Genomic DNA, 20481 nt, shown 5'->3' with positions numbered 1-20481 from the left:
GTCAGACTCGCCGGCTCACCCGGCTCACCCGGCGCATCACGGCACGCGCACCGACGTACGCCAAGGTGAGCAATGCGATGGCCGCCACGGCGAGCAGCCAGTTGCGCAGGTAGTCGAGCGGCAGCACGGTGGGGTTGGCCACGCCCGCAGGACGCAGCAGAGGGGGAAGGGCGATCGCGGTAAGGGAGCCTCCGACGATCAAGGCTCCACGCACCACCCCGCGCAGGCGCAGGCCCGCGACAGCAAGGAGGGCGGCGATCGCCATCACGAGGGGCACGATGAACCCGTCGTGCACCACGACCGCTCCCCCGAGCCACCCGGCGATCCGCCACGGCTCCGGCTGCTGGAGCAGCAGCCATCCGCCCCAGGTCGCGCACATCAGCCCGAATCCACCCACGACGTGGCGAAAGCCCCTCACACGACCTCCAGTCGGCCGACCCACTTGGTCTGCAGGACACCGGGCCGGTTCGGGGCGATGATCCGCGCCGGGTAGCCATGGTCCGGTGCCAGCACCTCGCCGTTCAACCGCAGTGCCAGCAACGTGAGCGGGTCCTGTGCGTAGAGACGTCCCATCTCCATCACCCGGTAGGCTCCCGCCGCTTCCAGGGAAACCACTCGGGCCCGCGCCCCCGGGCCGCCACCCGCCCGCTCCAGGAGGTCCCGCACCCGTACCCCGGTCCAGTGCGCGGACTTGCTCCAGCCCTCGACGCAGGCGATGGGCAGGGTGACGTCATGCTGCGGCATGGCGCGCAACTCCTCCAGCGTGAGGGTGTACGGACGCGGCCCGTCCACGGTCAGCCGCCAGTCGGCCAAGGAGGCCTCAATGACCCGCGCGGCGGCTGCCGTACGGTTCACGGGCAGCCCTTGGACCCCGTGGGCGGGGCTGCGCGGGCCGAACAGCGCCAGTGCACCGAGCCCGGTGACGGACTGTCCGACCGTGGTGAGCGTGACGGCTCCGACAGCGGCTGTGACGCCAAGAAGCAGCTGTCGGCGGTCGGGCCCGTCGGCCTCGGGCAGCGCCAGGGTTCCGGGGGAGCGGCGCGTGAAGTGGTCCCGGATCTTCGGCCACTGGACGGCGAGGTGCAGGAGCAGCGAGCCGAGGAGGAGCCAGGCGACCGCGTAGTGCACGGGAACGAAGTTGAAGGACCACGGGTACCACTGGAATGTGTTCAGCAGCCCGGTGAACAGCTCGAACAATCCGGCAGCGACGAGCACGGCCACCGAGGTCCGCTCCAGTGCATGGAGTACCGATCGCACCGGAGGCCAGGCGAACAGCCGCGGGTAGACCGCCCACAGCTTCGCGAGCAGCAACGGGATCGCGGCGATCCCGGACGCCACGTGCAGCCCCTGGGCGAGCCGGTAACCCCAGTACGGGCGGCTCGGCAGCGAGTCGGCCAGCCAACCCGGCGGGTGCTGGAGGTAGTGGCTCAGTACACCGGTCGCGAAGCAGACGGCCATGGCCAGGCCAAGCCAGCGGCCGATCGCGGTCGCGGTGCGGGCATCGTGCAGGCGCGCCTTGAAGGTAACGGGCGGCCCCGGAGACAGGATGGAACGCATGCCCCCATCACACCCCCGACGAGGCCCGCCCAGGCTGCCGGAACACCTTACGAAACACGGACATCCGCGGTGGCACGGCCCACGGAAGGGCCGATTCCTGAAACGCTTCCGCAGGTGAAGCCCCTCGCCGCCCTCAGCCCTCGCGCCGCGCTCGTGACCACCGCACTCGCCCTCGCCGCACTCACGACGGTCCTCGTCCTCACCCTCATGTACGGGGGCAACTTCAGCGACCCCGTCGGGCTGTTCTGGTGGTACGCGGCCTGCTGGGTGCTCTTCACCGTCGCTCTGCTCGCTCTGCGCCGGGTCCCGGCCCGCCACGTCGCGTGGCTGATCGCCGCGGGGGCCGTCGCCGTCACGGTGACAGGACTGATGGGACCACCGCGGACCAGCACCGACTCCTACCGCTACGCCTGGGACGGCAGGGTCCAGTCCGCCGGCATCTCCCCGTACGACCACACCCCACAGGACCCGGCGCTCGCCCGGCTGCGCGACCCCTGGCTCTTCCCCACCGGCGCCGCCTGCAAGAGCCCCGACCTCGCACCCGTCCCCCACACCGGCAGCGCGCCCCACTGCACCCGCGTCAACAGGCCCGCCGTCCACACCATCTACCCGCCCGTCGCCGAGGCGTACTTCATCGCCGTCGACGGCCTCTCCCCCGCCGGCGCCCGGCACAAGCCGCTCCAGATCGGCGCTGCCCTGATCTCCCTCGGAGTCACGGGCGCACTCCTCCTGATCCTGCTACGGCGCGGCGAAGACCTCGACAAGGCCGCGTACTGGGCCTGGTGCCCGGCCGTCCCCATCGAGGCCGTCAACAACGCCCACGTCGACGTCTTGGGCGTGCTCCTCATGGTGACCGGACTCGGCCTCGTCGCCTCCCGGGCCCTGACCCGGCGGGCGGCGGGCGGGGTGCTGATCGGCGCCGCCATCGCCACGAAGCTGATGCCGGCCGTCGTTCTCCCCGGCGCGCTGTCCGGGGTCCGCCGCGTCCGCGACGCGGCCGTCGTACTCCTGCCCGCCGCGGCCTTCGTCGTACTCGCCTACCTCCCGTACGTCCTCCTCTCGCACGGCTCGGTTTTCGGCTACCTCGGCGGCTACGTGGAGGAAGAGGGCTACGACGACCCCTCGGCAGGATCCCGCTACTCGCTCCTGCGCCTGGTCCTGCCCGACACCTGGGCATTCCCCGTACTGCTCGCCGTCGTCGCGGGCGTGTCCCTGTACGTGATGTGGCGCGGGGACCCTCGACGCCCCTGGAACGGAGCTCTCCTGGTCACCGGCTGGGCGTTCGTCCTCCTCACGCCCGGCTACTCCTGGTACACGCTCATCCTGATCGCCCTCGTGGCCTTGGACGGACGCTGGGAATGGCTCGGCATCTCATTCGCGGGCGCGGCCGTGTACGTCCTCGGACCGACGTACGACTACGGGGCGACCCTGAGCAGCCTCGCCTACGGCGCGGCGACCGCCCTCGTCCTCGTGATGACCGTGATCCGACGGCGTACCGCCAGGGACCAGGCGGCCGTACCGGCCGTGGCAGCCACCGCACCGGTCGACGAAAGGCGATAGGGCGTCTCGCCTCGCCGCCCTGCGAGTCCGACGTCCATCGCATTGGAGGGCGGCGGCCGTCTCATAAGCACGGACCAAGATCCGGACCACCCACGGACCGGCGAGCCGTCATTCGGCGTCACAGCCCGAGAAGCCGTCGACACCATCGACCACACCCTCACCGGAGCCGAGAAGTCCAGCCACGACACGGGCCGCACGGAGTGGCTGCGACCACCACGCGACCACATCACCAGATCCGCGAGGTTGTGCGCCGACTCCGCTCCCCCGCAGTCCCCGGCTTCAGCGCCACGGCCGACCAGCCACAGACCGGACGTGCGACCACACTGCGTCGCAGCGCGGGTGCCGGACATGGCAGATCAGACCCCGGTCCGTGTCGGGCGGCGGGAGAACCAAACCGCCCGGACAAGGCAGGCGACGGCCGCCGCACTGAACAGGAGACCGGCCGCGGTGCAGGCAGACGGCGATCAGCGTGTACGCCCGGCCGCCATGGCCCGCACCCACGTCCCCCTCGTCGCGGTCATCGAACGCGACGGCACCCAGGGCCGCCTTCTCGGAGTGGTCTCGGCCGCCTCCCTGATGCGCCACCTGCTGCAGGCGGGCGGGCAGGCGTGAGCGGCTGGCAGAGCTGGGCAGCCATCGCCGTATTCGCGGGCGTCTACGTCCTGATCATCACGGAGTGGATCCACCGCGTCGCCGCCGCCCTTGGCGGCGCCGCCTTGATGCTGGCCATCGGCGCCACCGACGACGTCTCGGCCTTCCACTCGGATGAGACCGGCATCGACTGGAACGTCATCTTCCTGCTGCTCGGCATGATGATGATCGTCGGCGTGCTGAAGCGGACCGGTCTCTTCGAGTACCTGGCGATCTGGTCGGTGAAGAAGGCCAGGGCCAGACCGTTCCGGGTGATGGCCATGCTGGTGGTCATCACCGCGGTGGCCTCCGCGCTGCTGGACAACGTCACCACCGTACTGCTGGTCGCCCCCGTGACGCTCCTGGTCTGCGACCGCATGAAGTTGTCACCCATTCCGTTCCTGCTCGCCGAAGTGTTCGCCTCCAACATCGGCGGCACCGCCACGCTCGTCGGCGACCCGCCCAACATCATCATCGCCAGCCGGGCCGGCCTCACCTTCAACGACTTCCTGGTGCACCTCGCCCCGCTGGCCGCGGTACTGACAGGCGTCTTGGTGCTCATCCCCTACGTCGCCACCATGGCCCCCGTCACCAGCGAGCTCGTCACCGACATGGGCGGCGACCCCGACCACGTCATGTGGTGGGCCCTCGCCCTCGGCGCGGACCTCGGCGGCAACGCAACCGCCATCGGCGCCTCCGCCAACGTCGTCGTCCTCGGCATCGCCGAACGCAACCGCCACCCCATCACCTTCTGGCAGTTCACCCAGTACGGCCTCATCCTCACCGCCGTCACCGTCGCCGTCTCCGCCCTCTACCTGTGGCTGCGCTACTTCGCCCTGGCGTAGGAACCGACCAGCCCCTCCCCGCACCCCCTGAGGTGTGCGCTCAGGCCTCCGTGTCGGGCCAGCTCAGCAGGCGGGCGCCGATGACCGCCGTCTGGAGCGTGTAGCGGTTCACCGGGTCGGCCGGGTCGGCGCCGGTCAGGCTGTGGATCCGCTCCAGCCGGTAGGTCAGCGCTCGCACGCTCAGCGACAGTGATCGGCTGGGGGTGTCGTCAGACCCGTCTCGGCCATGCGTGGGTGTACTACCGCCTTCGGTGCGGAACGGGTGTCTGAGGCGGCAGGCAGCTCGCGTCCTGGGGAGGCGTTCCATGCCGCACCTGCGCCTGGCTCCGCCGGCACCTACTCGGCCCGGAGTCCTGTTGCCCGCGCGTGATCTGGCAGTCGCATGGTTCCTGATGGTGCTGCTGGCCGCCCTGGCCTGGGTGCTCACCATCGGCCAGTCCCGCCACACGGGGATGCAACCCGGCAACATGGGCTTGGCGCTGCCCCTCTTCCTGCTGCTGTGGGTGGTCATGATGGCGGCGATGATGCTGCCCTCGGTGGCACCGGTAGCCATCACGTGGGTACGCGGGATCAGCCGCCGCTCGACCGGCCCTGCCCGCGCCCTGCGGATCGCCGAATTCGTCAGCGGCTATCTCCTCGCCTGGACCGCCTTCGGGCTACTCGCGTACGGCGCCCTGGGCGCGACTGGCCACCTCGTGGACCGCAACCCCGGGACGGGCCGCTGGATCGGCGCCGCCGCATTCCTCCTCGCGGCAGCTCAGCAGTTCGGGCCACTGAAGCGGGTCTGCCTGCGGCACTGCCGGAACCCGATGTTCCAGCTGCTCCAGTACTCGCGTTACCGGCCCTGGGCGAAGGACCTGCGGGTCGGGGCGCACCACGGGCTCTACTGCGTCGGATGCTGCTGGGGCCTGATGATCGTCCTGATCCCGCTCGGCCTCATGAACGTGGCCGCGATGGCAGGACTGGCGGCCGTGATCTTCCTGGAGAAACTCTGGCGGCAGGGACCCTGGCTGACCTGGGCCGTCGGCTTCGCGTTCCTCGTCCTGGCCGTACTCGCCCCGTTCCAGGACTGGCTGCTGCCCGGCCTGGAGACATCCGCTCCACCCATGGACCAGATGACCGGCTGGGCAGGATGAACGGTCGCCGTGGGCCGTACGGGAAGAGCCCTGTACGGCGGTCATCCTCCCGCGTTCCAACGAAACCGGTTGTTCTCGCCTGACGGGAGTTCCTCTCCTTCAAGGCTAGGCGTGCACTCCGAGAGAGTACAGACACCGCACGCCTTGACCGGTGCCGCCCCGATGGCCGCGCTCGCGGGCAGCCCGGCTTTTGCCCACGTGGCAGCGGGAGGAGAATTGATGACGACCCGTGCCACCGAGCGCCTGTGTTGACGTCCGGCAGGGCATCGCCGACGGTGATTCCCGCCCGTGCGGGCCACGAGGAGGCGCCGAGATGTCTGAGACGACAGCGGCTGTTCCGAGATGGCACGCGGCCGGTGACTGGTTCGATACGTGCAGGTGCAATGTCCCCTGCCCCTGCTCGTTCGCCCAGCTGCCCACCTTCGGTGAATGCGACGGTGTCCTGGCCTGGCACATACGCGAGGGTAACTACGGTGATGTACCGCTGGACGGACTCAATGTCCTGATGCTCGGCTCCTTCGTCGGCAATGTGTGGGCCGAGCACACCGACTCCTACGCGGCAGTATTCCTCGACGAGCGAGCCGACGACGCACAGCGTGAAGCCCTGCAGATGATCTTCGGCGGCCAGGCCGGCAGCTGGCCGGCCGAAATGGTGAGCATGATGGACGCCGAGATGCGGGGCATGGACTTCACCCCTATCGAGATCGAGGTCGACGAGGACCTCGGCGGCTGGCGAGCCACGATCCCCGGCCGCGTCGAGGCGACGGCCGTGGCGCTCACCGGACCGACCACACCGGAGGGTGCGCGGGTCCAGTCGACCAACCTGCCGGGCTCGGAGACCGGGCCGGGACAGGTCGCGACCTGGGGCCGCTCCACGGCGGACCGCGCCGACGCCTTCGGCTTCCACTGGAGCCGGGAGGGCCAGTCCAGCAAGCACATCACCTTCGACTGGACAGGCCCTGACCAAGGGCAGCCGTTCCGCAGAAGCCACAGGTAGTGGTGGTCACCGCAGGTGCCCCGAGTCGCTCCTCAGACGGTGATGCCGACCGTGGACGACCTGCGATGCTGAGGCCATGGAGATCGAGATCCTCGTCGTACCCGACTGTCCGCACAGCGAGCCCGCGGCCGAGCTGCTGCGGCAGGCGCTTGACGACGTCGGCCTGCACGGCGCCACGGTCACCACGCGTGTGGTCACTGGCCAGGGCGAGGCCGAAGAGCGCGGCTTCACCGGGTCCCCGACCTTCCTGATCGACGGACGCGACCCGTTCGCCGAGGCCGGTCGCCCGGCGGGGCTGGCGTGCCGGGTGTACCAGACACCGGATGGCCTTTCGGGTCTCCCCGGCCTCGGCCAGCTACGCCAGGCGCTGACTGGCCGCCCCCACGAGCAGGACCTGGCCGACGCGCAGCGGCGCCACTGGCAGAACACCTACTTCGCCCACCCGGGCATGTACGGCGAGCAGCCCTCCACCCCCGCAGTCCACGCCGCAGCCGTCCTCGGCGCGGCCGGAGCCAACGATGTGCTGGAGCTGGGGTCCGGGCATGGCCGCGACGCCCTGTACTTCGCCCGTGAGGGCTTCACCGTCCAGGCCACCGACTTCAGCAGCACCGGACTCCAGCAGCTACAGGATGCCGCCCGCATCCAGGGCGTCGCAGATCGAGTCAGCACCACCATGCACGACGTCCGCGAGCCACTGCCACTGCCGGACGCCTCGGTGGACGCGGTCTTCGCGCACATGCTGCTGTGCATGGCCCTGTCCAGCCCGGAGATCCACGCCCTGGTGCACGAGGTCCGCCGAGTACTGCGGCCGGGCGGGGTGTTCCTCTACACCGTCCGGCACACCGGCGACAGCCACTACGGCACCGGCACCCCGCACGGCGACGACATCTACGAACACGGCGGCTTCGCCGTGCACTTCTTCTCGCGCGACCTGGTCGAAGCGCTGTCCGACGGCTGGACCCTGAACGAAGTCCATGGCTTCGACGAAGGCGAACTGCCGCGCCGATTGTGGCGCGTCACCCAGACCCGACCCCTTTGACCCAGTTCCCGGGCAGTTCGGACGTGCGTACAACCGCATTCCCAAGCTGAGGGCGCGGGGTCGATTCCCGTCATCCGCCTTCGATAGAGGCCCAGTTCTGCAACCTATCGGTGAGATCAGGTGCAGCAGTCCCGTCTGGCCGGCAGTCGCACCCACCTGCCTCACTCCTCGGCGCAGCAGCCGGGTCGGGAGCGCACCAGTCCTCGCCCCGCCACGCATCACGGCCTTCCTTGATCGTGACAGCGGCGATGACCAGCGCGGCGGCCGGGTCGGCCCAGGACCAGCCGAGGGTGGCATTGAGTACCGGACCGACCAGGACGACTGCGGAGAGATAGGTACACAGCAGGGTTTGTTTGGAGTCGGCGACCGCGCTGGCTGAGCCGAGTTCGCGACCGGCCCGGCGTTAGGCGGCGAACAGGAACGGCATGATGCCCCTGCCTGCCCTTCGTTCGGGTTCCCGTGCAAACTTCACCCAGGACGACGTCCGCGAACTCCCCGGCAGTCGTCACGTCCACGTGCGCTGGCCGATTTTCGCGGCCTCCTCGTGCCGCCACTGGCTATCGCTGCCCCGGATCAGTCGATCCGTCCGCCATGGCAGCCACACTCTGGCACCCACCGCGGCGAGGACGACGGCTCCTGCGACGTACGTGCGGCTGCCGCGACACCCTGCGTCACCAGCTCGGAGCGCACTGCCCACACCTGCTCACCGACAGTGACCACGGGACGTGGGCGTTCGCGGTCGACGTCCCGGCACCGCGCCACCGTCGGACGACCGTCCGCCGTGGCGGATTCGGCAGCCACGACGCGGCCGAGGAGGCGCTGCGGAGGTTCCTGGAGGGCGAGGCCGGCGGGTTCAACGCCGACCCGAACCAGAGCGTCGACGCCTACCTGAGTACCTGGCTGGCCGCCAAGGCGCTCGTGCTCAAGCCGACCACCATCGCGCGATACCGGGACTACGTCCACAACGATCTCGCGCCCGCCTTCGGCGCCCTCAAGCTGGACGAGCTCGGGCACCGGCACATCGCGGCCTTCGTCATCAGCGAGCTCGCCGCCGGCCGCGGCCGGACCACCCTCTACCGGTGCCTGACCACCCTCTCCAGCGCCCTCGGCGACGCCGTCCGCCAACACCGCCTCCCACACAACCCGGCCCGTCCCCCGGTCCTGCACCGACCACCATCGCCGGAGCGTCGCATCTGGACAGCGGACAAGGCCGCCCGCTTCCTCGCCCACTGCCACCACGCCGACCCCGAGATGGCCGACCTGTTCGAGTTCCTCATCGGCACCGGCCTGCGCAAGGGCGAAGCCCTCGGCCTCCACTGGGACAACGTCCACCTCGACCAGGGCGTCCTCTACGTAAGCTGCACCCTCTCCGCCATCGACAACAACCACCTCGTCATCACCCCTCCAGCACCGCACACAAACCGTGCCTCGAACCCGCGGCGATCCTGACGATCCGTTCGCCGGGCTTCTGCCGAGAACGCCAGCCATCAGCCGGAGCACACGGCGTGGCTGCGACCACCACGCGACCACATCCAGCGGCTCCGCGAAGCCCTCCGCCGACTCCGCTCCCCCGCAGTCCCCGGCTTCAGCGCCACGGCCGACCGGCCACACACCGGAGGTGCGACCACATTGCGACCACCACGGCCCCGGACGCACGAAAGGCCGCCCTCTCATGGATGAGAGAACGGCCTCCGACCTGCGTTTCCGCAATGGTCGGGACGACAGGATTTGAACCTGCGACCCCTTGACCCCCAGCGCCCACATCGTGTGGTCCCCAACAGAGGGCCTGATCGCCGAGATCGACGCCAAGCAGCAGGCGTGACCGCCATGACCGAAACCGACGACATACGCAACGTCATCGTCATAGGCTCCGGCCCCGCCGGGTACACCGCAGCCCTCTACGCGGCGCGCGCCAACCCTGCGCCGCTCGTCTTCGGCGGTGCGATCTTCGTCGGCGGCTCGCTGACGACGACCACCGAGGTCGAGAACTTCCCCGGCTTCCCCGAGGGGGTCGACGGCCCGGTCCTCATGGAGAACATGCGGGCCCAAGCCGAACGGTTCGGCGCCGAGATGATCGACGACGACATCACCTCCGTCGACCTGACCGACGACATCAAGACCGTCACCGACTCCGAGGGCACGGTCCACCGCGCGAAGGCGGTGATCATCGCGACCGGCTCCGGCTACCGCAAGCTCGGCCTCCCCAAGGAGGAAGAGCTCTCCGGCCGCGGCGTGTCCTGGTGCGCGACCTGCGACGGCTTCTTCTTCCGCGACCGCGACATCGTCGTGGTCGGCGGCGGCGACACCGCCATAGAAGAGGCCACCTTCCTCACGCGCTTCGCGAAGTCCGTGACCGTCGTCCACCGCCGCTCGACCCTGCGGGCCTCCCAGGTCATGCAGAACCGCGCGTTCTCGGACGACAAGATCTCGTTCCTCTTCGACAGTGAGATCACCGAACTGGAGGACAAGGACGGCAAGCTCTCCAGCCTCACGGTCCGCAACGTCATCACGGAAGAGGCCCAGCACCTCGATGTGACCGGCCTGTTCATCGCGATCGGCCACGTCCCGCGCACCGAGCTCTTCACCGGGCAGCTCGACCTGGACGCCGAGGGCTACCTCAAGGTTCACTCCCCGTCCACGCGCACCAACCTTCCCGGCGTCTTCGCCGTCGGCGACGTCGTCGACCACACCTACCGCCAGGCCGTCACGGCCGCCGGCACCGGCTGCGCCGCCGCCCTCGACGCCGAGCGTTACCTCGCAACCCCCGCCGACGAGCGGTAACCGCAACAACCCACGGGAGAAGGCCGCATCATGGCAACCGCCTTCACTGGCTCGCACCCGGAGCTCGCGAAACCCTCGGGTAAGCAGGCGCGTGCACCCGTCGGCTGCACTACTTCCGGGGAAGCGTGCAGGCGAAGGCCACCGCCGTCGTCACCCAGTGCCGCAGGACGGAGTCCTCCGCGAGGGCAGGGCCTCCGACCGTCACCCAGCCGCGCATCGGGCGCCCGGTGAAGTCCATGGGCCGGGCCTCCGGCCGGGCGAGCGCCTCCTCGGCCCGGTCCGGACCCACCTGGGCGATGAGCTCGTCGCCGACCACGCCCACGCTCATGTGCCCGCACAGAAGGAAGGACAGGCCGCCGAACATCCGCTTCTCGGTGATGTCCGGCCGCTCGCGAAGCTGCTCCCTGATCCGCTGGGCCAGACCTTCGTCGTACGTCATACGCCCACTCTCCCGCGGAACCCCGTGACGTGCCGGGCGGAGTGCCGCGCGCGACCATGGAGGCATGGAACCGCCGTCCCTGAGCGATATCAGCAGCCCCGGTCGCGTGGCGGATGCCGGTGAAGGCATCGGCGCGGACGAGCTGGCGCTCGCTGCGCGCAACCACGGGATGCCGCTGGAGGCGCTGCGCTACGAGGTCACACCGGCGGGGCTGCACTACGTGCTGGTCCACTACGACATCCCCGTGGCGAACGACGACGAGTGGCGGCTGACCGTCGGCGGGGCGGTCCGCACGCCGCTCAGGCTGGGCCTGGCCGCCCTCCGCGCGCTCCCGGCCGTCACGACCCGGGTCACCATGGAGTGCGCGGGCAACGGCCGGGCCCGGCTCTCGCCCAGGCCCGTCAGCCAGCCCTGGCTGGTCGAGGCCGTGGGCAGCGCCGACTGGACGGGCGTGCCGCTGCAGGCGGTGCTCGACGCGGCCGGGGTAGGGCCCGATGCCGTCGAAGCCGTGTTCACCGGCGCCGACCACGGCGTGGAGCGGGGCGTCGAGCAGGACTACCAGCGCAGTCTTCCACTGCCCGTCGGCGAGGACGTACTGATCGCCTACGCCATGAACGGCACGCCACTGCCCCCGCAACACGGGTACCCGGTCCGTCTGGTCGTCCCCGGCTGGTACGGCATGGCCCACGTGAAATGGCTGCGCGACATCACTCTCGTCGACCGCCCGTTCACCGGCTTCCAGCAGACGGTCGCCTACCGTTACCGGCAGACCCCGGAGGAGCCCGGCGAACCAGTCACCCGGATCGCGCCGCGCGCCCTGCTCGTACCGCCCGGATTCCCGGACTTCATGTCCCGCACCCGCGTCGTGCACCCAGGGCCCGTACGGTTGGAGGGCCGTGCCTGGTCGGGGCACGGGCCGGTCGTACGGGTCGGGTTCAGTCCTGACGGAGGGCTGACGTGGACCGAGACCGAGGTCGAGCCGCCCGGGCCGCATCCGGCGGCCTGGCAGGCCTGGCACACGGAGTGGACGGCCACCCCCGGCAGTCACACCCTGACGGTCCGGGCCACGGACGCCTCGGGCCGCACCCAGCCCCTCGAACAGCCATGGAACCGTGGCGGCTTCGGCAACAACGCCGTCCAGCGAGTCCCCGTCCTGTGCCGCTGACTCCCGGCACGGGGATGGACGGGGCAGCGGGGACACGGGTGGCATCTCTGCCGTTCACGTTGCCGCAGGGCCGCCTCGTGTCGGCTCGGCGGCCGCGGCCGGCAGGTCTTGCACCTGCCGGTCGTAATCGTCGAGCAGCTGACGGAGATGGTCCAGCGACTCGGCCGGCACGTCGGCCGGAGCGGACTCCACGACGTAACGGGCCGCCGTGACCAGTGCGGACGGTTCGTACACGTGGAACGTGCCTCGAAGTACCGCCGGGCGCAGCCTCTCCAGCAGCATCGGTCAGCCCTTGGAACGTACGTACTCGACGACCTGGCCCAGTTCGGAGGCGAACTGGTCGTAGTCCTCCTGCATGCCGTTGATGTAGGCACTCCAGCCCAGACTCGCCTTCGCGTAGTGCACGGCTTCCTGGATCTCCTCGTCCGTGGCATCGAACAGCTTGGCCGCCTCGGCGTGGAACAGGCTGCAGTACCGGCACTTGGTCTCGGCGTGCAGCCCCACGCCGATCAGCTCCTTGTACTTGTTCGGGATCAGCGTCTCGCCGAGTTCGATCCGCTTGAAGATCTCCCACTCCGGGCCCAGCAGCTCGGTCGGAATGCTCTGGAAGAAGTGCGGCACCAGGCCCAGGGTTTCCCTGATGTCCGCTTCGACATCGGCGCGACTGACAGAGGTCGTCATGAAGACAGCCTCCTCCGGAGGCTCCGCGTGCCCGACCAGGCTCGCCCGCGCTGGTCGCAGGCGGTTCAGCACCGGTCATCGACGGGCGCGGACCACCGTTGCGTAACACCCCACTGCCCCGGCGGAGGGAGCCCTCTGGCACCGGCGGGACGTCACATCAAGCCTACGCACCTCCGCCATCTCCGGCGACGGACGGAGAGGCCGCCCCACGGGACGCTCGGCACGGATGGTGATCGTCCGGTGACACATGATTCACGGCCGGGAGCCCCCGGACGCGCGGCCGCCAGACGAATCCGGCCCCGTCCGCACAGTCGGCCGAGACCGCGGGCCCCTTCTCCCGGGGGCGCCGCCCTGGGTCCGCGGATAGCGTGGAAGAACATCGACCGGCAGGTGAGGCCATGACGAACAAGACCTACGACGCCATCGTCGTCGGGGCCCGCTGCGCGGGTGCACCGACCGCGATGCTGCTGGCCCGCCGGGGCCACCAGGTCCTTCTGGTGGACCGCGCCCGCTTGCCGAGCTGAATCCGCGACCTGGGCCGCCGGCACGGAGTTTCCGCGACGGACCAGGCTCTCCCTTCACACTTGATGGAGCGGCAGGTTCGGGGCATGAGGGAGCGGCCGTCTTCCGGTGTCAGAAGCGCGATGAACCCGCACTAACGGAAGACGGCCGCCGCGTGGGGGCGCGGGCCCGGTGAGGCCTGCGCCGTGGTGCGCCGGCTAGGTGTGGCTGGTGGCGCGGAGGTCGGCCAGAAGTTCGGCCTGCCCTTGAAGGACGCCGGAGAGGATGCCGCGGGCGACCTTCAGGAGTTCGGCGATCTGGGGGTGGGTGAGGCTGTAGTACACGTTGGAGCCTTCGCGGCGGGTGACCACCAGGTTGGACTTGCGCAGGACGGCCAGCTGCTGGGAGAGGCTCGCGGCCTCGACCCCGACCTCGGGCAGCATCTCGGCGACCGCGTGCTCGCGTACGGACAGGAGTTCCAGGACACGGATGCGGACCGGGTGCCCCAGCGTTTTGAAGAACTCAGCCTTGAGCTGGTAGAGCGGCGTGCTCACCTGCGTACCTCTGCCTCGACTGCCCATCTCATCCACCCGGAACCATTCCCGCGCAGGGGCATCCCTTCACCCCTGCTCACACCTTGTGACCTCCACAATTGCAGATCCCTGCAACTCGCGGGACCCGGAGGGCCACCTTCGTGACGTTCGGACCCCCGAGATCGGGTCTTTCGCCGGTCAGGCCTTCTTGAGGAACTCGGTCCTCAGGACCAGGCCCTTGACCTTCTTCGTGTTGCACTCGACCTCGCCCGGGCGGGAGGTAAGGCGGATGTTCTTGACCAGGGTGCCGCGCTTAAGGGTCTCGGAGGTCCCCTTGACCTTCAGGTCCTTGATCAGCGTGACCGAGTCCCCGTCCTCCAGCACGGTGCCGTTGGAGTCCTTGAAGATGATGTCGCTCATGGTGCCGGTGTCCTTGCCGTTCTCGTAGATCGTGCTGTTGCTGGTGTTCGGGTGAGGGCGGGTGTGGCCGGATGGTGTGGGTCAGGCCAGTCGTCGGTGCTCCACTGCTTGACCGTGCCATGGGCACCGTGGGCGGCCAGGGCGGCGGCGAGGTCGCAGTGGACGGTGACGGGCGGGCAGGTGGCGTCGGGGACGAGGGATCCGTCCGCGGGTATCGCCGCGAGCTCGAGGCGGCGCCCGCTCTCGGCGAGGCGGCGGGCGGCCTGGGCGACCGCGATCTGCCCGCCGGCCGACCAGCCCAGCAGACCGGTCAGATCCAGGATGACCGGGCCGGTACCCCGCGCGAGCGCCCAGCCGATCGCGCCGGTGAACCGGTCGGTGGCGTCCGCGCCAAGATAGCCCGCCAGGGACAGCACACACAGGTCCTGGCGGGTGGTGTAGCGCCATTCGATCGTCATCGTCAGCTCCTCGGCTTCACAGGGGAAGGGTGATCCAGATGGCCTTGCCGCGACCGTCCGCATCCGCCCGTACGACAGCGGTGCCGCCGAGCTCCATCGTCATCTCCACCACCATGGCCAGCCCGCTGCCGGGCGCGGTGGACAGGGCCCCGAAGAGGGCGGGCCGGTAGGGGTGGCGGTCGCGGACGGCGAACGCGAAGGCGCCGGCCCCGTGCGCGTAGGTGACGGTGATCGTCGGGGAGGACACGGCGGCGTGGCGGACGGCGTTGGTGACCAGCTCCGCCAGGATCAGCAGCGCCGGCCCGACACTCGGGTGGCGAAGGCCCACCCCGCACTCGACGAGGACGAGTTCGGTGGTCTCGCGGGCGATGCGGACGGCCGCGCCCATGGCCGGCACGTTCAGCACGTGCCGGTAGGGCATCGTCTCGACCTGGACGCTCACCGGCCCGCCTCCGTCACCGTGCGGGCCAGGCGGAACCCGGACACCTGCTGCGGGTGCAGGCGCAGCAGGGTGTCGTGGGGGCCGTGGGTCCAGCCGGGCAGGGTGCGCCGGTAGTGGGCGGCCTCGTCCGGGTCCGTGATGACGTCCGCCGGGCCGTGGGCGCTGACCGTCCAGCCGGTCCCGGCCGGGCCGCGGATCTCATCCACCTGGTAGGTCAGCAGTGCCCGGCCGGGGACGGCCGCGGCCTGCACGGGGGCGCGGACGACGAGGCGGCCGTACTCCATCACGTGTGCGGCGGGGCGGACGACGGCCAGCTCCCGCTGGACGTATACGAGTCGGCCCTGGGCGGAGCCTTCGAGGAGCCACAAGGCCTCGGTGCCCGAGACCTCGATCATGCGGCGGTCGGCAGGGACGGTCATCGTGCGGCCTTCCGGATGCGGTGCGGTCTGTGGTGCGTGCGGGGCAGGATGCCCGCCTGCTCCAGGTGCTTGCGGGCCCCGGCAATCGCCTCCGGGGTGGTGGCGTACTCGCGGCCCTCCAGGCGCAGCAGTTCCAGGGCGCCGACGGCGTCCAGGGCATGGCGTTGGCCGGGCCGGATGCCGGAGGTCAGGACGGCGATGCCGCGCCGGTTCAGCTTTTCCACGGCGTCTTTGAGGACGAGGGCGCCGGTGGCGTCCAGGGTGGTCACCCTCGCCATGCGCAGGATGACCACCTTGACGTCGCAGACCTCGGAGAGTTCGAGGAGGAAGCGGTGGGCGCCGGCGAAGAAGAGGGGGCCGTCGATGCGGTAGGCCACGATGTGCTCGGCCAGCAGCGCGTGTTCCTCGTCGCTGTGCTCGCCGGGCAGGTCCGGGCGGAAGTCGACCTGCTCCATCCGCGCCTGGCTCGCCACCGCCTTCAAAGCGAGGGCCCCCGCCACAACGAGGCCGATGATCACCGCGTACACGAGGTCGAGGACCAGGGTCGCCGCGGCGGTCAGGACGAGCACGGCCGCGTCGGAGCGGGTCGCACTCGCCATCGCACGCAGGGAGCCGACCTCCACCATCCGGATCGCGGTCGCGAGCAGGACGCCGGCCAGGGCGGCGAGGGGGATCTTCGAGACGAGGGGAGCCGCGGCGAACACGATCACCGCGAGCACCGCGGCGTGAGTGAGCGCCGCCAGCCGGGATGAAGCGCCAGTGCGGACATTGACCGCCGTACGCGCTATCGCGGCGGTGGCGGGAACGCCCCCGAACAGCGGGGCGGCGAGGTTGGCGATGCCCTGCCCGAACAGTTCCTTGTCCGGGTCGTGCTGTTGCCCCACCGTCATCCCGTCCGCGACCGTCGCCGACAGCAGGGACTCCAGCGCGGCCAGAGCGGCCACCGCGACCGCCGGGGCGAACAACGAGCCGAACGCCGAAGCGTCCAGGAAGGCGAGGGAGGGGGCGGGGAGTCCGGAGGGGAGGTCCCCGATCGGGGCCGCCGCGTCCAGGTGGAAGACCTGTGTGATCACCGTTGCGGCGATCACCGCGACGATCGAGAACGGGATCGACGGCTTCCACCGGGCGCCCGCCAGCATCACCGCCGCGACCCCGGCCGAGAGGCCGATCGCGGTCCAGTTCGGGAACGCCACGAAGTCCACGAGCGCCCGCCATGCCACGAGCAGGACTTTCTCACCCTCCGGTTTCTCGACCCCGAGCGCATTCGGTATCTGCTGCAGGCCGATCACGCACGCGATCCCCAGGGTGAAGCCCTCCACCACCGGCGCCGGCACGTACCGCATGTACTGGCCGGCCCGCAGCAGGGCGAGACCGATCAGGAGGACCCCGGCCATCAGCCCGACGGTCAGGACGCCTCCGGGTCCGTACTGGGCGACGATCGGCACCAAGACCACGGTCATCGCACCGGTCGGGCCGGACACCTGCAGATTCGACCCGCCCAGCAGTGCGGCGAGCGCGCCGGCGACCACGGCGGTGGCCAGCCCCGCCTCGGCGCCGAGCCCGGAGGAGACACCGAAGCCGAGCGCGAGGGGGAGGGCGACGATCGCCACGGTGAGCCCCGCCAAGAGGTCCCGGCGGGGGCTGCGGCTCATCGCCTTGAAGTCAGCGCGGGCCGGCAGCACCGAGCGGACCCGCCCGAGCGCGGAGGTCAGGAAGGTGTTCACGGTCACGAGGCCGGAACCTCGGACTCGCGCAGTTCTTCCAGCAGCACGCTCTGCCCTGTCAGGACCTCGGTCAAGATCCGCCGCGCCGCCAGCATCAGCTGCGCGACGTCTCCGCCCGCCAGTTCGTAAACCACGGTCGAGCCGTCACGCACCGAGGTGACAATCCCCGAACGGCGCAGCACCGCGAGCTGCTGTGACAAGGCGGAGGGCTCGACCTCAATCGCGGCCAGCAGGTCCCGCACCGGCATCGGCCCGTCCTGCAGCAGCTCCAGAACCCTTATCCGCACCGGGTGCCCGAGCATCCGGAAGAACTCGGCCTTGGCCTGATACAGCGGAACCGGCACGGTCTCGCACCCTTCTCACCGTCCCGGGGGCACCGGGGCTAACGCCTGGTGCTGTGCCCGCGGCTACCTGCGGACACAGCACCCACAGCATCTATGAAATTGCAGACTTCTGCAATTCACAGAAATGGCGAACCCCCTCGGCTGGAGACCGTAGCCTCTACTCAGGGCCTCGCCGCCACCCCCGTCGGCGAGGCCTCCTGCCCGGTCTGAGCGCACCGCGCCTTCCCGCGCCGCACGAGCGGGTTCGCCGGCACCGCGTCGTACCGCACTCAGCCGTGGGCCGGTGGGGTTGCCCGGGTAAACCCTTGGCGTCGTGCAATCAATCACGGGTCAGCCCATAGGCATCAGCCTGGCGCCTGTTGGCGACGAACGTGGTCCACAAGGGCAACGCCAAGGTGCACGTCTACGGACACGCCAGCGCCGGCGAGCTCGTCTACGCTGCAATATCGTCAGACCCCGTAAGTCATGCCCGTCCACGGCGAGTGGAGGCACCTGCGTGCCGACGCCGACCTCACGATCCGCACGGGCGTCGACCCCGACCGGGTCGTCATCGCCGAGGACGCCAACACCGGCACCCTGGCCGAGGCCCCGACTTCCTTGCCCGCGGGCTCGAGCACGACGACACCACCTTCGTCCCCGTCATCCCCGTGATCGAGAAGGACCTGGCCACCGCTGCGCAAGAGGGCGTCGGAGATACGGTCCAGCTCGAACAGCTCATCGCCCGCGCGGTGGCGAACTGAGCGTTTCGCACCCACCGCCGCAGGCCCCCCATCATCCCGGTCGTCATCGACGCGTGACACGGGATTCGGCCGGTCGGCTCACAGCGGACTGCCGTCGGGCACATTCATTTTTACGCTGACTGAATGAGCATCAGATCCTCTGTCCGCAAGGCCCTCTCGGGTGCGGCAGCTCTCGCGGTCGCTGCGGAGGTCCTCCTCGCGCCGCCCGCCGTGGGCGCTCCGCGAGCCGATCCGCTGCCGCCGCGCCCCGCCTCGTCCGTCGATACCAAGCTGCTGCACCGCCCCGGAACCCACGTACGGGCCCGGCAGGGGGCGCCGGCCCTACCGGAAGATGTCTCCGCCCTGTCCTGGCTGGTTGCCGACGTCCGGACCGGAGATGTGCTCGCCGCCCACAACGCACACCGCCTCCTGCCACCGGCCAGCACCATCAAGACCCTCTTCGCCCTCACCGCCCTGCCCCGCCTGCGCGGCACGGGCACCCACACGGTCACCGAAGCCGAACTCGAGGACGTGGGCGAGGGCAGCAGCCTGGTGGGGATCGACGCGGGCCGCACCTACCGGGTGGCGGATCTGTGGCGGGGGGTCTTCCTCAGCTCCGGCAACGACGCCGTGCACGTCCTGGCCGAGATGAACGGCGGCTGGGAGAAGACCGCCGCGCAGATGCAGGACAAGGCCCGCGCCCTGGGCGCGCTGGACACCCGCGTCGTCTCCCCCGACGGCTACGACGCCGACGACCAGGTCTCCTCCGCCTACGACCTGGCCGTCTTCGGCCGCACCGGACTGGCGAACCCGTCCTTCGCCGAGTACGCCGCGACCCCCGACGCGCAGTTCCCCGGCGCCACCCACGACGACGGCAGCCCCACCTGGACGTACGGCATCGAGAACACCAACCGGCTGGTCACCGGCGAGGACGGCGTGGGACGGTACCCGGGCATCATCGGCGTCAAGAACGGCTACACCTCCGAGGCCGGCCACACCCTGATCTCCGCCGCCCGCCGCGGCGGCCGCACCCTCCTGGTCACGGTGATGAACCCCCAGCACGGCGGCGGATTCGCGGTGTACGAAGAAGCCCGAGCCCTGCTGGACTGGGGATTCGCTGCCACAGGACACCTCGACCCCGTCGGGTCCCTGCAGCCCGCGCTACCGTCCAAGACCGCGCTCGCCGGCGCCGCCCCCGCTCCGAGCCGCGCACCCCAGCCCAGCACCCGCACGGCCTACGCCTGGCCGGCCGCCTTCCTCGTCACGACGTGCCTCACCGGAGCGATCCTCCTGCGCATCCGCAGGAACGCGTAGCACGCCCGTGGGTCCTGGGAGATCCGGCTTCTCGGCGGCCGGCAGGGCCCGAAACAATTGGTCGGCGCCTCGGGAATGCCGGGCGAACCCCCATGGGAGTACAGCGGGGCCACAGCAAGACAGCAGCAGGTAGCTCGTGAGCTTCCCACCGATCCGCCGACGCCGGTGTCCGCGTGCGCTACCCCAAGTCCCGGTATGCCGCGCTGCTTCCCTGATGCGCCCGGTGCGGAGCCCCAGGTCATCCTTCTGGCTCGGCGATGCAGGACCGGACCAAGATGTGGCCGACGCACTCGTCGACGGTTGGAGCGCGGCACAGGTAGAGCCTCGCGTCATGAGGAATGCCGACAGGTCCCGGACGGGTGGGCCCGAGCCCGGGCTGCGGTGCTCCTCGGTGCCCCAGGGGTTCCCTGCGACGCGGCGATCACCGACTTGCGCCGGGCGCGGTTCGCCAACCAGCTGCCGGCCACCAGCACCCTCGTGCCCGAGGCGTAAGCCGGTGGTCTGGCGCAAGGGGTCACACGACAAGGAGCACACGGCCGTCCAGGCGGGCCTCGCGCGCTTGGAGACCCGCCTGTCCAGTCGGCATGACGGGATCACTGTCCCTCGTCGTACTAGGGGGTGTCCGGTGGATCATGGCCGGGCCCGGGTCGGCTGGCACCGCGGCCTGCCGCGTTGTCGTCGGTCGCCGACGCTCCGCGTCGACTCCCTCCTCCGCCTTGCAATCCACGGCACCAGCCGACCCGGGCTATCCGACCCTGATCCACCGGACACCCCCTA

Annotated in this window: 22 protein-coding genes and 4 pseudogenes; 12 read left to right on the top strand and 14 right to left on the bottom strand. The window is 70.3% G+C overall.

Annotated features, from left to right (window positions below):
• Position 1: 1 nt before the first annotated feature.
• Together AB0D94_RS02480 and AB0D94_RS02475 are read right to left on the bottom strand one after the other, a co-directional pair.
• Positions 2–418, bottom strand: a complete 417-nt coding sequence (locus AB0D94_RS02480) for a hypothetical protein (protein ID WP_362044497.1) — start codon at positions 416–418, stop codon at positions 2–4.
• Positions 415–1557, bottom strand: coding sequence for a molybdopterin-dependent oxidoreductase (locus AB0D94_RS02475; RefSeq protein ID WP_362044495.1), 1143 nt, complete (start codon positions 1555–1557; stop codon positions 415–417). Before AB0D94_RS02475 ends, AB0D94_RS02480 begins: the two co-directional genes overlap by 4 nt.
• Positions 1558–1671: 114 nt before the next feature.
• On the opposite strand from AB0D94_RS02475, the gene AB0D94_RS02470 reads away from it, so the two are divergent.
• The 3 genes from AB0D94_RS02470 to AB0D94_RS02460 all read left to right on the top strand — a co-directional run bounded on the left by AB0D94_RS02470 (position 1672) and on the right by AB0D94_RS02460 (position 4592).
• Positions 1672–3117: a glycosyltransferase family 87 protein gene (locus tag AB0D94_RS02470; protein ID WP_362044493.1), complete on the top strand. Its 1446-nt coding sequence runs from the start codon at positions 1672–1674 to the stop codon at positions 3115–3117.
• 486 nt (positions 3118–3603) lie between these two features.
• Entirely contained in the window at positions 3604–3729 is a 126-nt protein-coding gene (locus tag AB0D94_RS02465) for a hypothetical protein (protein WP_362044491.1), read from the top strand.
• Positions 3726–4592: an SLC13 family permease gene (locus tag AB0D94_RS02460; RefSeq protein WP_362044489.1), complete on the top strand. Its 867-nt coding sequence runs from the start codon at positions 3726–3728 to the stop codon at positions 4590–4592. The genes AB0D94_RS02465 and AB0D94_RS02460 overlap by 4 nt, the downstream gene beginning before the upstream one ends.
• Before the next feature lie 40 nt (positions 4593–4632).
• On the opposite strand, the pseudogene AB0D94_RS02455 reads toward AB0D94_RS02460, so the two are convergent.
• A pseudogene (locus tag AB0D94_RS02455) lies at positions 4633–4791 on the bottom strand (helix-turn-helix domain-containing protein); the annotation flags it as partial.
• 106 nt (positions 4792–4897) lie between these two features.
• Between AB0D94_RS02455 and AB0D94_RS02450 the strand changes: the two are divergent.
• The 3 genes from AB0D94_RS02450 to AB0D94_RS02440 all read left to right on the top strand — a co-directional run bounded on the left by AB0D94_RS02450 (position 4898) and on the right by AB0D94_RS02440 (position 7764).
• Positions 4898–5728 carry a DUF2182 domain-containing protein gene (locus tag AB0D94_RS02450; RefSeq protein ID WP_362044487.1) on the top strand — a complete coding sequence of 277 codons (831 nt, stop codon included), beginning with the start codon at positions 4898–4900 and terminating at the stop codon, positions 5726–5728.
• Positions 5729–6041: 313 nt separating this feature from the next.
• Entirely contained in the window at positions 6042–6725 is a 684-nt protein-coding gene (locus AB0D94_RS02445; RefSeq protein WP_362044485.1) for a DUF1326 domain-containing protein, read from the top strand.
• Between the two features lie 76 nt (positions 6726–6801).
• The gene (locus AB0D94_RS02440; protein WP_362044483.1) at positions 6802–7764 is read left to right on the top strand and encodes a class I SAM-dependent methyltransferase; all 963 of its coding nucleotides are present in this window, start codon (positions 6802–6804) and stop codon (positions 7762–7764) included.
• 70 nt (positions 7765–7834) lie between these two features.
• Here the strand turns inward: AB0D94_RS02440 and AB0D94_RS02435 are convergent.
• A pseudogene (locus tag AB0D94_RS02435) lies at positions 7835–8194 on the bottom strand (cation transporter); the annotation flags it as partial.
• Between the two features lie 161 nt (positions 8195–8355).
• On the opposite strand from AB0D94_RS02435, the gene AB0D94_RS02430 reads away from it, so the two are divergent.
• Together AB0D94_RS02430 and trxB are read left to right on the top strand one after the other, a co-directional pair.
• Complete coding sequence (locus AB0D94_RS02430; RefSeq protein ID WP_362044481.1) at positions 8356–9213, top strand: hypothetical protein; 858 nt, start codon at positions 8356–8358, stop codon at positions 9211–9213.
• Between the two features lie 378 nt (positions 9214–9591).
• Positions 9592–10545 (top strand): thioredoxin-disulfide reductase, encoded by a 954-nt coding sequence (gene trxB / locus AB0D94_RS02425; protein WP_362045037.1) that lies wholly within the window; start codon positions 9592–9594, stop codon positions 10543–10545.
• Between the two features lie 109 nt (positions 10546–10654).
• Here trxB and AB0D94_RS02420 read toward each other — a convergent pair whose 3' ends face one another.
• Positions 10655–10984 (bottom strand): TfoX/Sxy family protein, encoded by a 330-nt coding sequence (locus AB0D94_RS02420; RefSeq protein ID WP_362044479.1) that lies wholly within the window; start codon positions 10982–10984, stop codon positions 10655–10657.
• A gap of 64 nt (positions 10985–11048) precedes the next feature.
• On the opposite strand from AB0D94_RS02420, the gene AB0D94_RS02415 reads away from it, so the two are divergent.
• On the top strand, positions 11049–12149 hold the full coding sequence (locus tag AB0D94_RS02415; RefSeq protein ID WP_362044477.1) for a sulfite oxidase: 1101 nt from the start codon (positions 11049–11051) through the stop codon (positions 12147–12149).
• A gap of 54 nt (positions 12150–12203) precedes the next feature.
• Here the strand turns inward: AB0D94_RS02415 and AB0D94_RS02410 are convergent, their stop codons facing one another.
• Together AB0D94_RS02410 and AB0D94_RS02405 are read right to left on the bottom strand one after the other, a co-directional pair.
• Positions 12204–12431 (bottom strand): hypothetical protein, encoded by a 228-nt coding sequence (locus tag AB0D94_RS02410; RefSeq protein ID WP_362044475.1) that lies wholly within the window; start codon positions 12429–12431, stop codon positions 12204–12206.
• 3 nt (positions 12432–12434) lie between these two features.
• A complete protein-coding gene (locus AB0D94_RS02405; protein ID WP_362044473.1) occupies positions 12435–12830 on the bottom strand; it encodes a carboxymuconolactone decarboxylase family protein in 396 nt (131 codons plus the stop codon).
• A 398-nt stretch (positions 12831–13228) separates the two neighbouring features.
• Between AB0D94_RS02405 and AB0D94_RS02400 the strand changes: the two are divergent.
• A pseudogene (locus tag AB0D94_RS02400) lies at positions 13229–13348 on the top strand (FAD-dependent monooxygenase); the annotation flags it as partial.
• Positions 13349–13549: 201 nt separating this feature from the next.
• Here the strand turns inward: AB0D94_RS02400 and AB0D94_RS02395 are convergent.
• The 7 genes from AB0D94_RS02395 to AB0D94_RS02365 form a co-directional block, all read right to left on the bottom strand.
• Positions 13550–13885: a metalloregulator ArsR/SmtB family transcription factor gene (locus tag AB0D94_RS02395; protein ID WP_362044471.1), complete on the bottom strand. Its 336-nt coding sequence runs from the start codon at positions 13883–13885 to the stop codon at positions 13550–13552.
• 177 nt (positions 13886–14062) lie between these two features.
• Complete coding sequence (locus AB0D94_RS02390; protein ID WP_362044469.1) at positions 14063–14284, bottom strand: alkylphosphonate utilization protein; 222 nt, start codon at positions 14282–14284, stop codon at positions 14063–14065.
• On the bottom strand, positions 14281–14742 hold the full coding sequence (locus AB0D94_RS02385; RefSeq protein WP_362044467.1) for an STAS domain-containing protein: 462 nt from the start codon (positions 14740–14742) through the stop codon (positions 14281–14283). Before AB0D94_RS02385 ends, AB0D94_RS02390 begins: the two co-directional genes overlap by 4 nt.
• A gap of 16 nt (positions 14743–14758) precedes the next feature.
• On the bottom strand, positions 14759–15184 hold the full coding sequence (locus AB0D94_RS02380) for an ATP-binding protein (RefSeq protein ID WP_362044465.1): 426 nt from the start codon (positions 15182–15184) through the stop codon (positions 14759–14761).
• A complete protein-coding gene (locus AB0D94_RS02375) occupies positions 15181–15603 on the bottom strand; it encodes a pyridoxamine 5'-phosphate oxidase family protein (RefSeq protein WP_362044463.1) in 423 nt (140 codons plus the stop codon). Before AB0D94_RS02375 ends, AB0D94_RS02380 begins: the two co-directional genes overlap by 4 nt.
• A complete protein-coding gene (locus tag AB0D94_RS02370; RefSeq protein ID WP_362045034.1) occupies positions 15600–17255 on the bottom strand; it encodes a SulP family inorganic anion transporter in 1656 nt (551 codons plus the stop codon). Before AB0D94_RS02370 ends, AB0D94_RS02375 begins: the two co-directional genes overlap by 4 nt.
• Positions 17256–17329: 74 nt before the next feature.
• The gene (locus tag AB0D94_RS02365) at positions 17330–17671 is read right to left on the bottom strand and encodes a metalloregulator ArsR/SmtB family transcription factor (protein WP_362044461.1); all 342 of its coding nucleotides are present in this window, start codon (positions 17669–17671) and stop codon (positions 17330–17332) included.
• Positions 17672–18039: 368 nt separating this feature from the next.
• Between AB0D94_RS02365 and AB0D94_RS02360 the strand changes: the two are divergent.
• Positions 18040–18411 (top strand): annotated as a pseudogene (locus AB0D94_RS02360) (MBL fold metallo-hydrolase RNA specificity domain-containing protein); the annotation flags it as partial.
• A gap of 123 nt (positions 18412–18534) precedes the next feature.
• The gene (locus AB0D94_RS02355) at positions 18535–19704 is read left to right on the top strand and encodes a serine hydrolase (RefSeq protein WP_362044459.1); all 1170 of its coding nucleotides are present in this window, start codon (positions 18535–18537) and stop codon (positions 19702–19704) included.
• The last annotated feature ends 777 nt before the right edge of the window (positions 19705–20481 follow it).

Source organism: Streptomyces sp. NPDC048255, from assembly GCF_040652415.1.
Classification (GTDB): domain Bacteria; phylum Actinomycetota; class Actinomycetes; order Streptomycetales; family Streptomycetaceae; genus Streptomyces.
The sequence above is the reverse complement of the archived record's forward strand: the minus strand, read 5'-3'. Positions and strand labels throughout refer to the sequence as shown.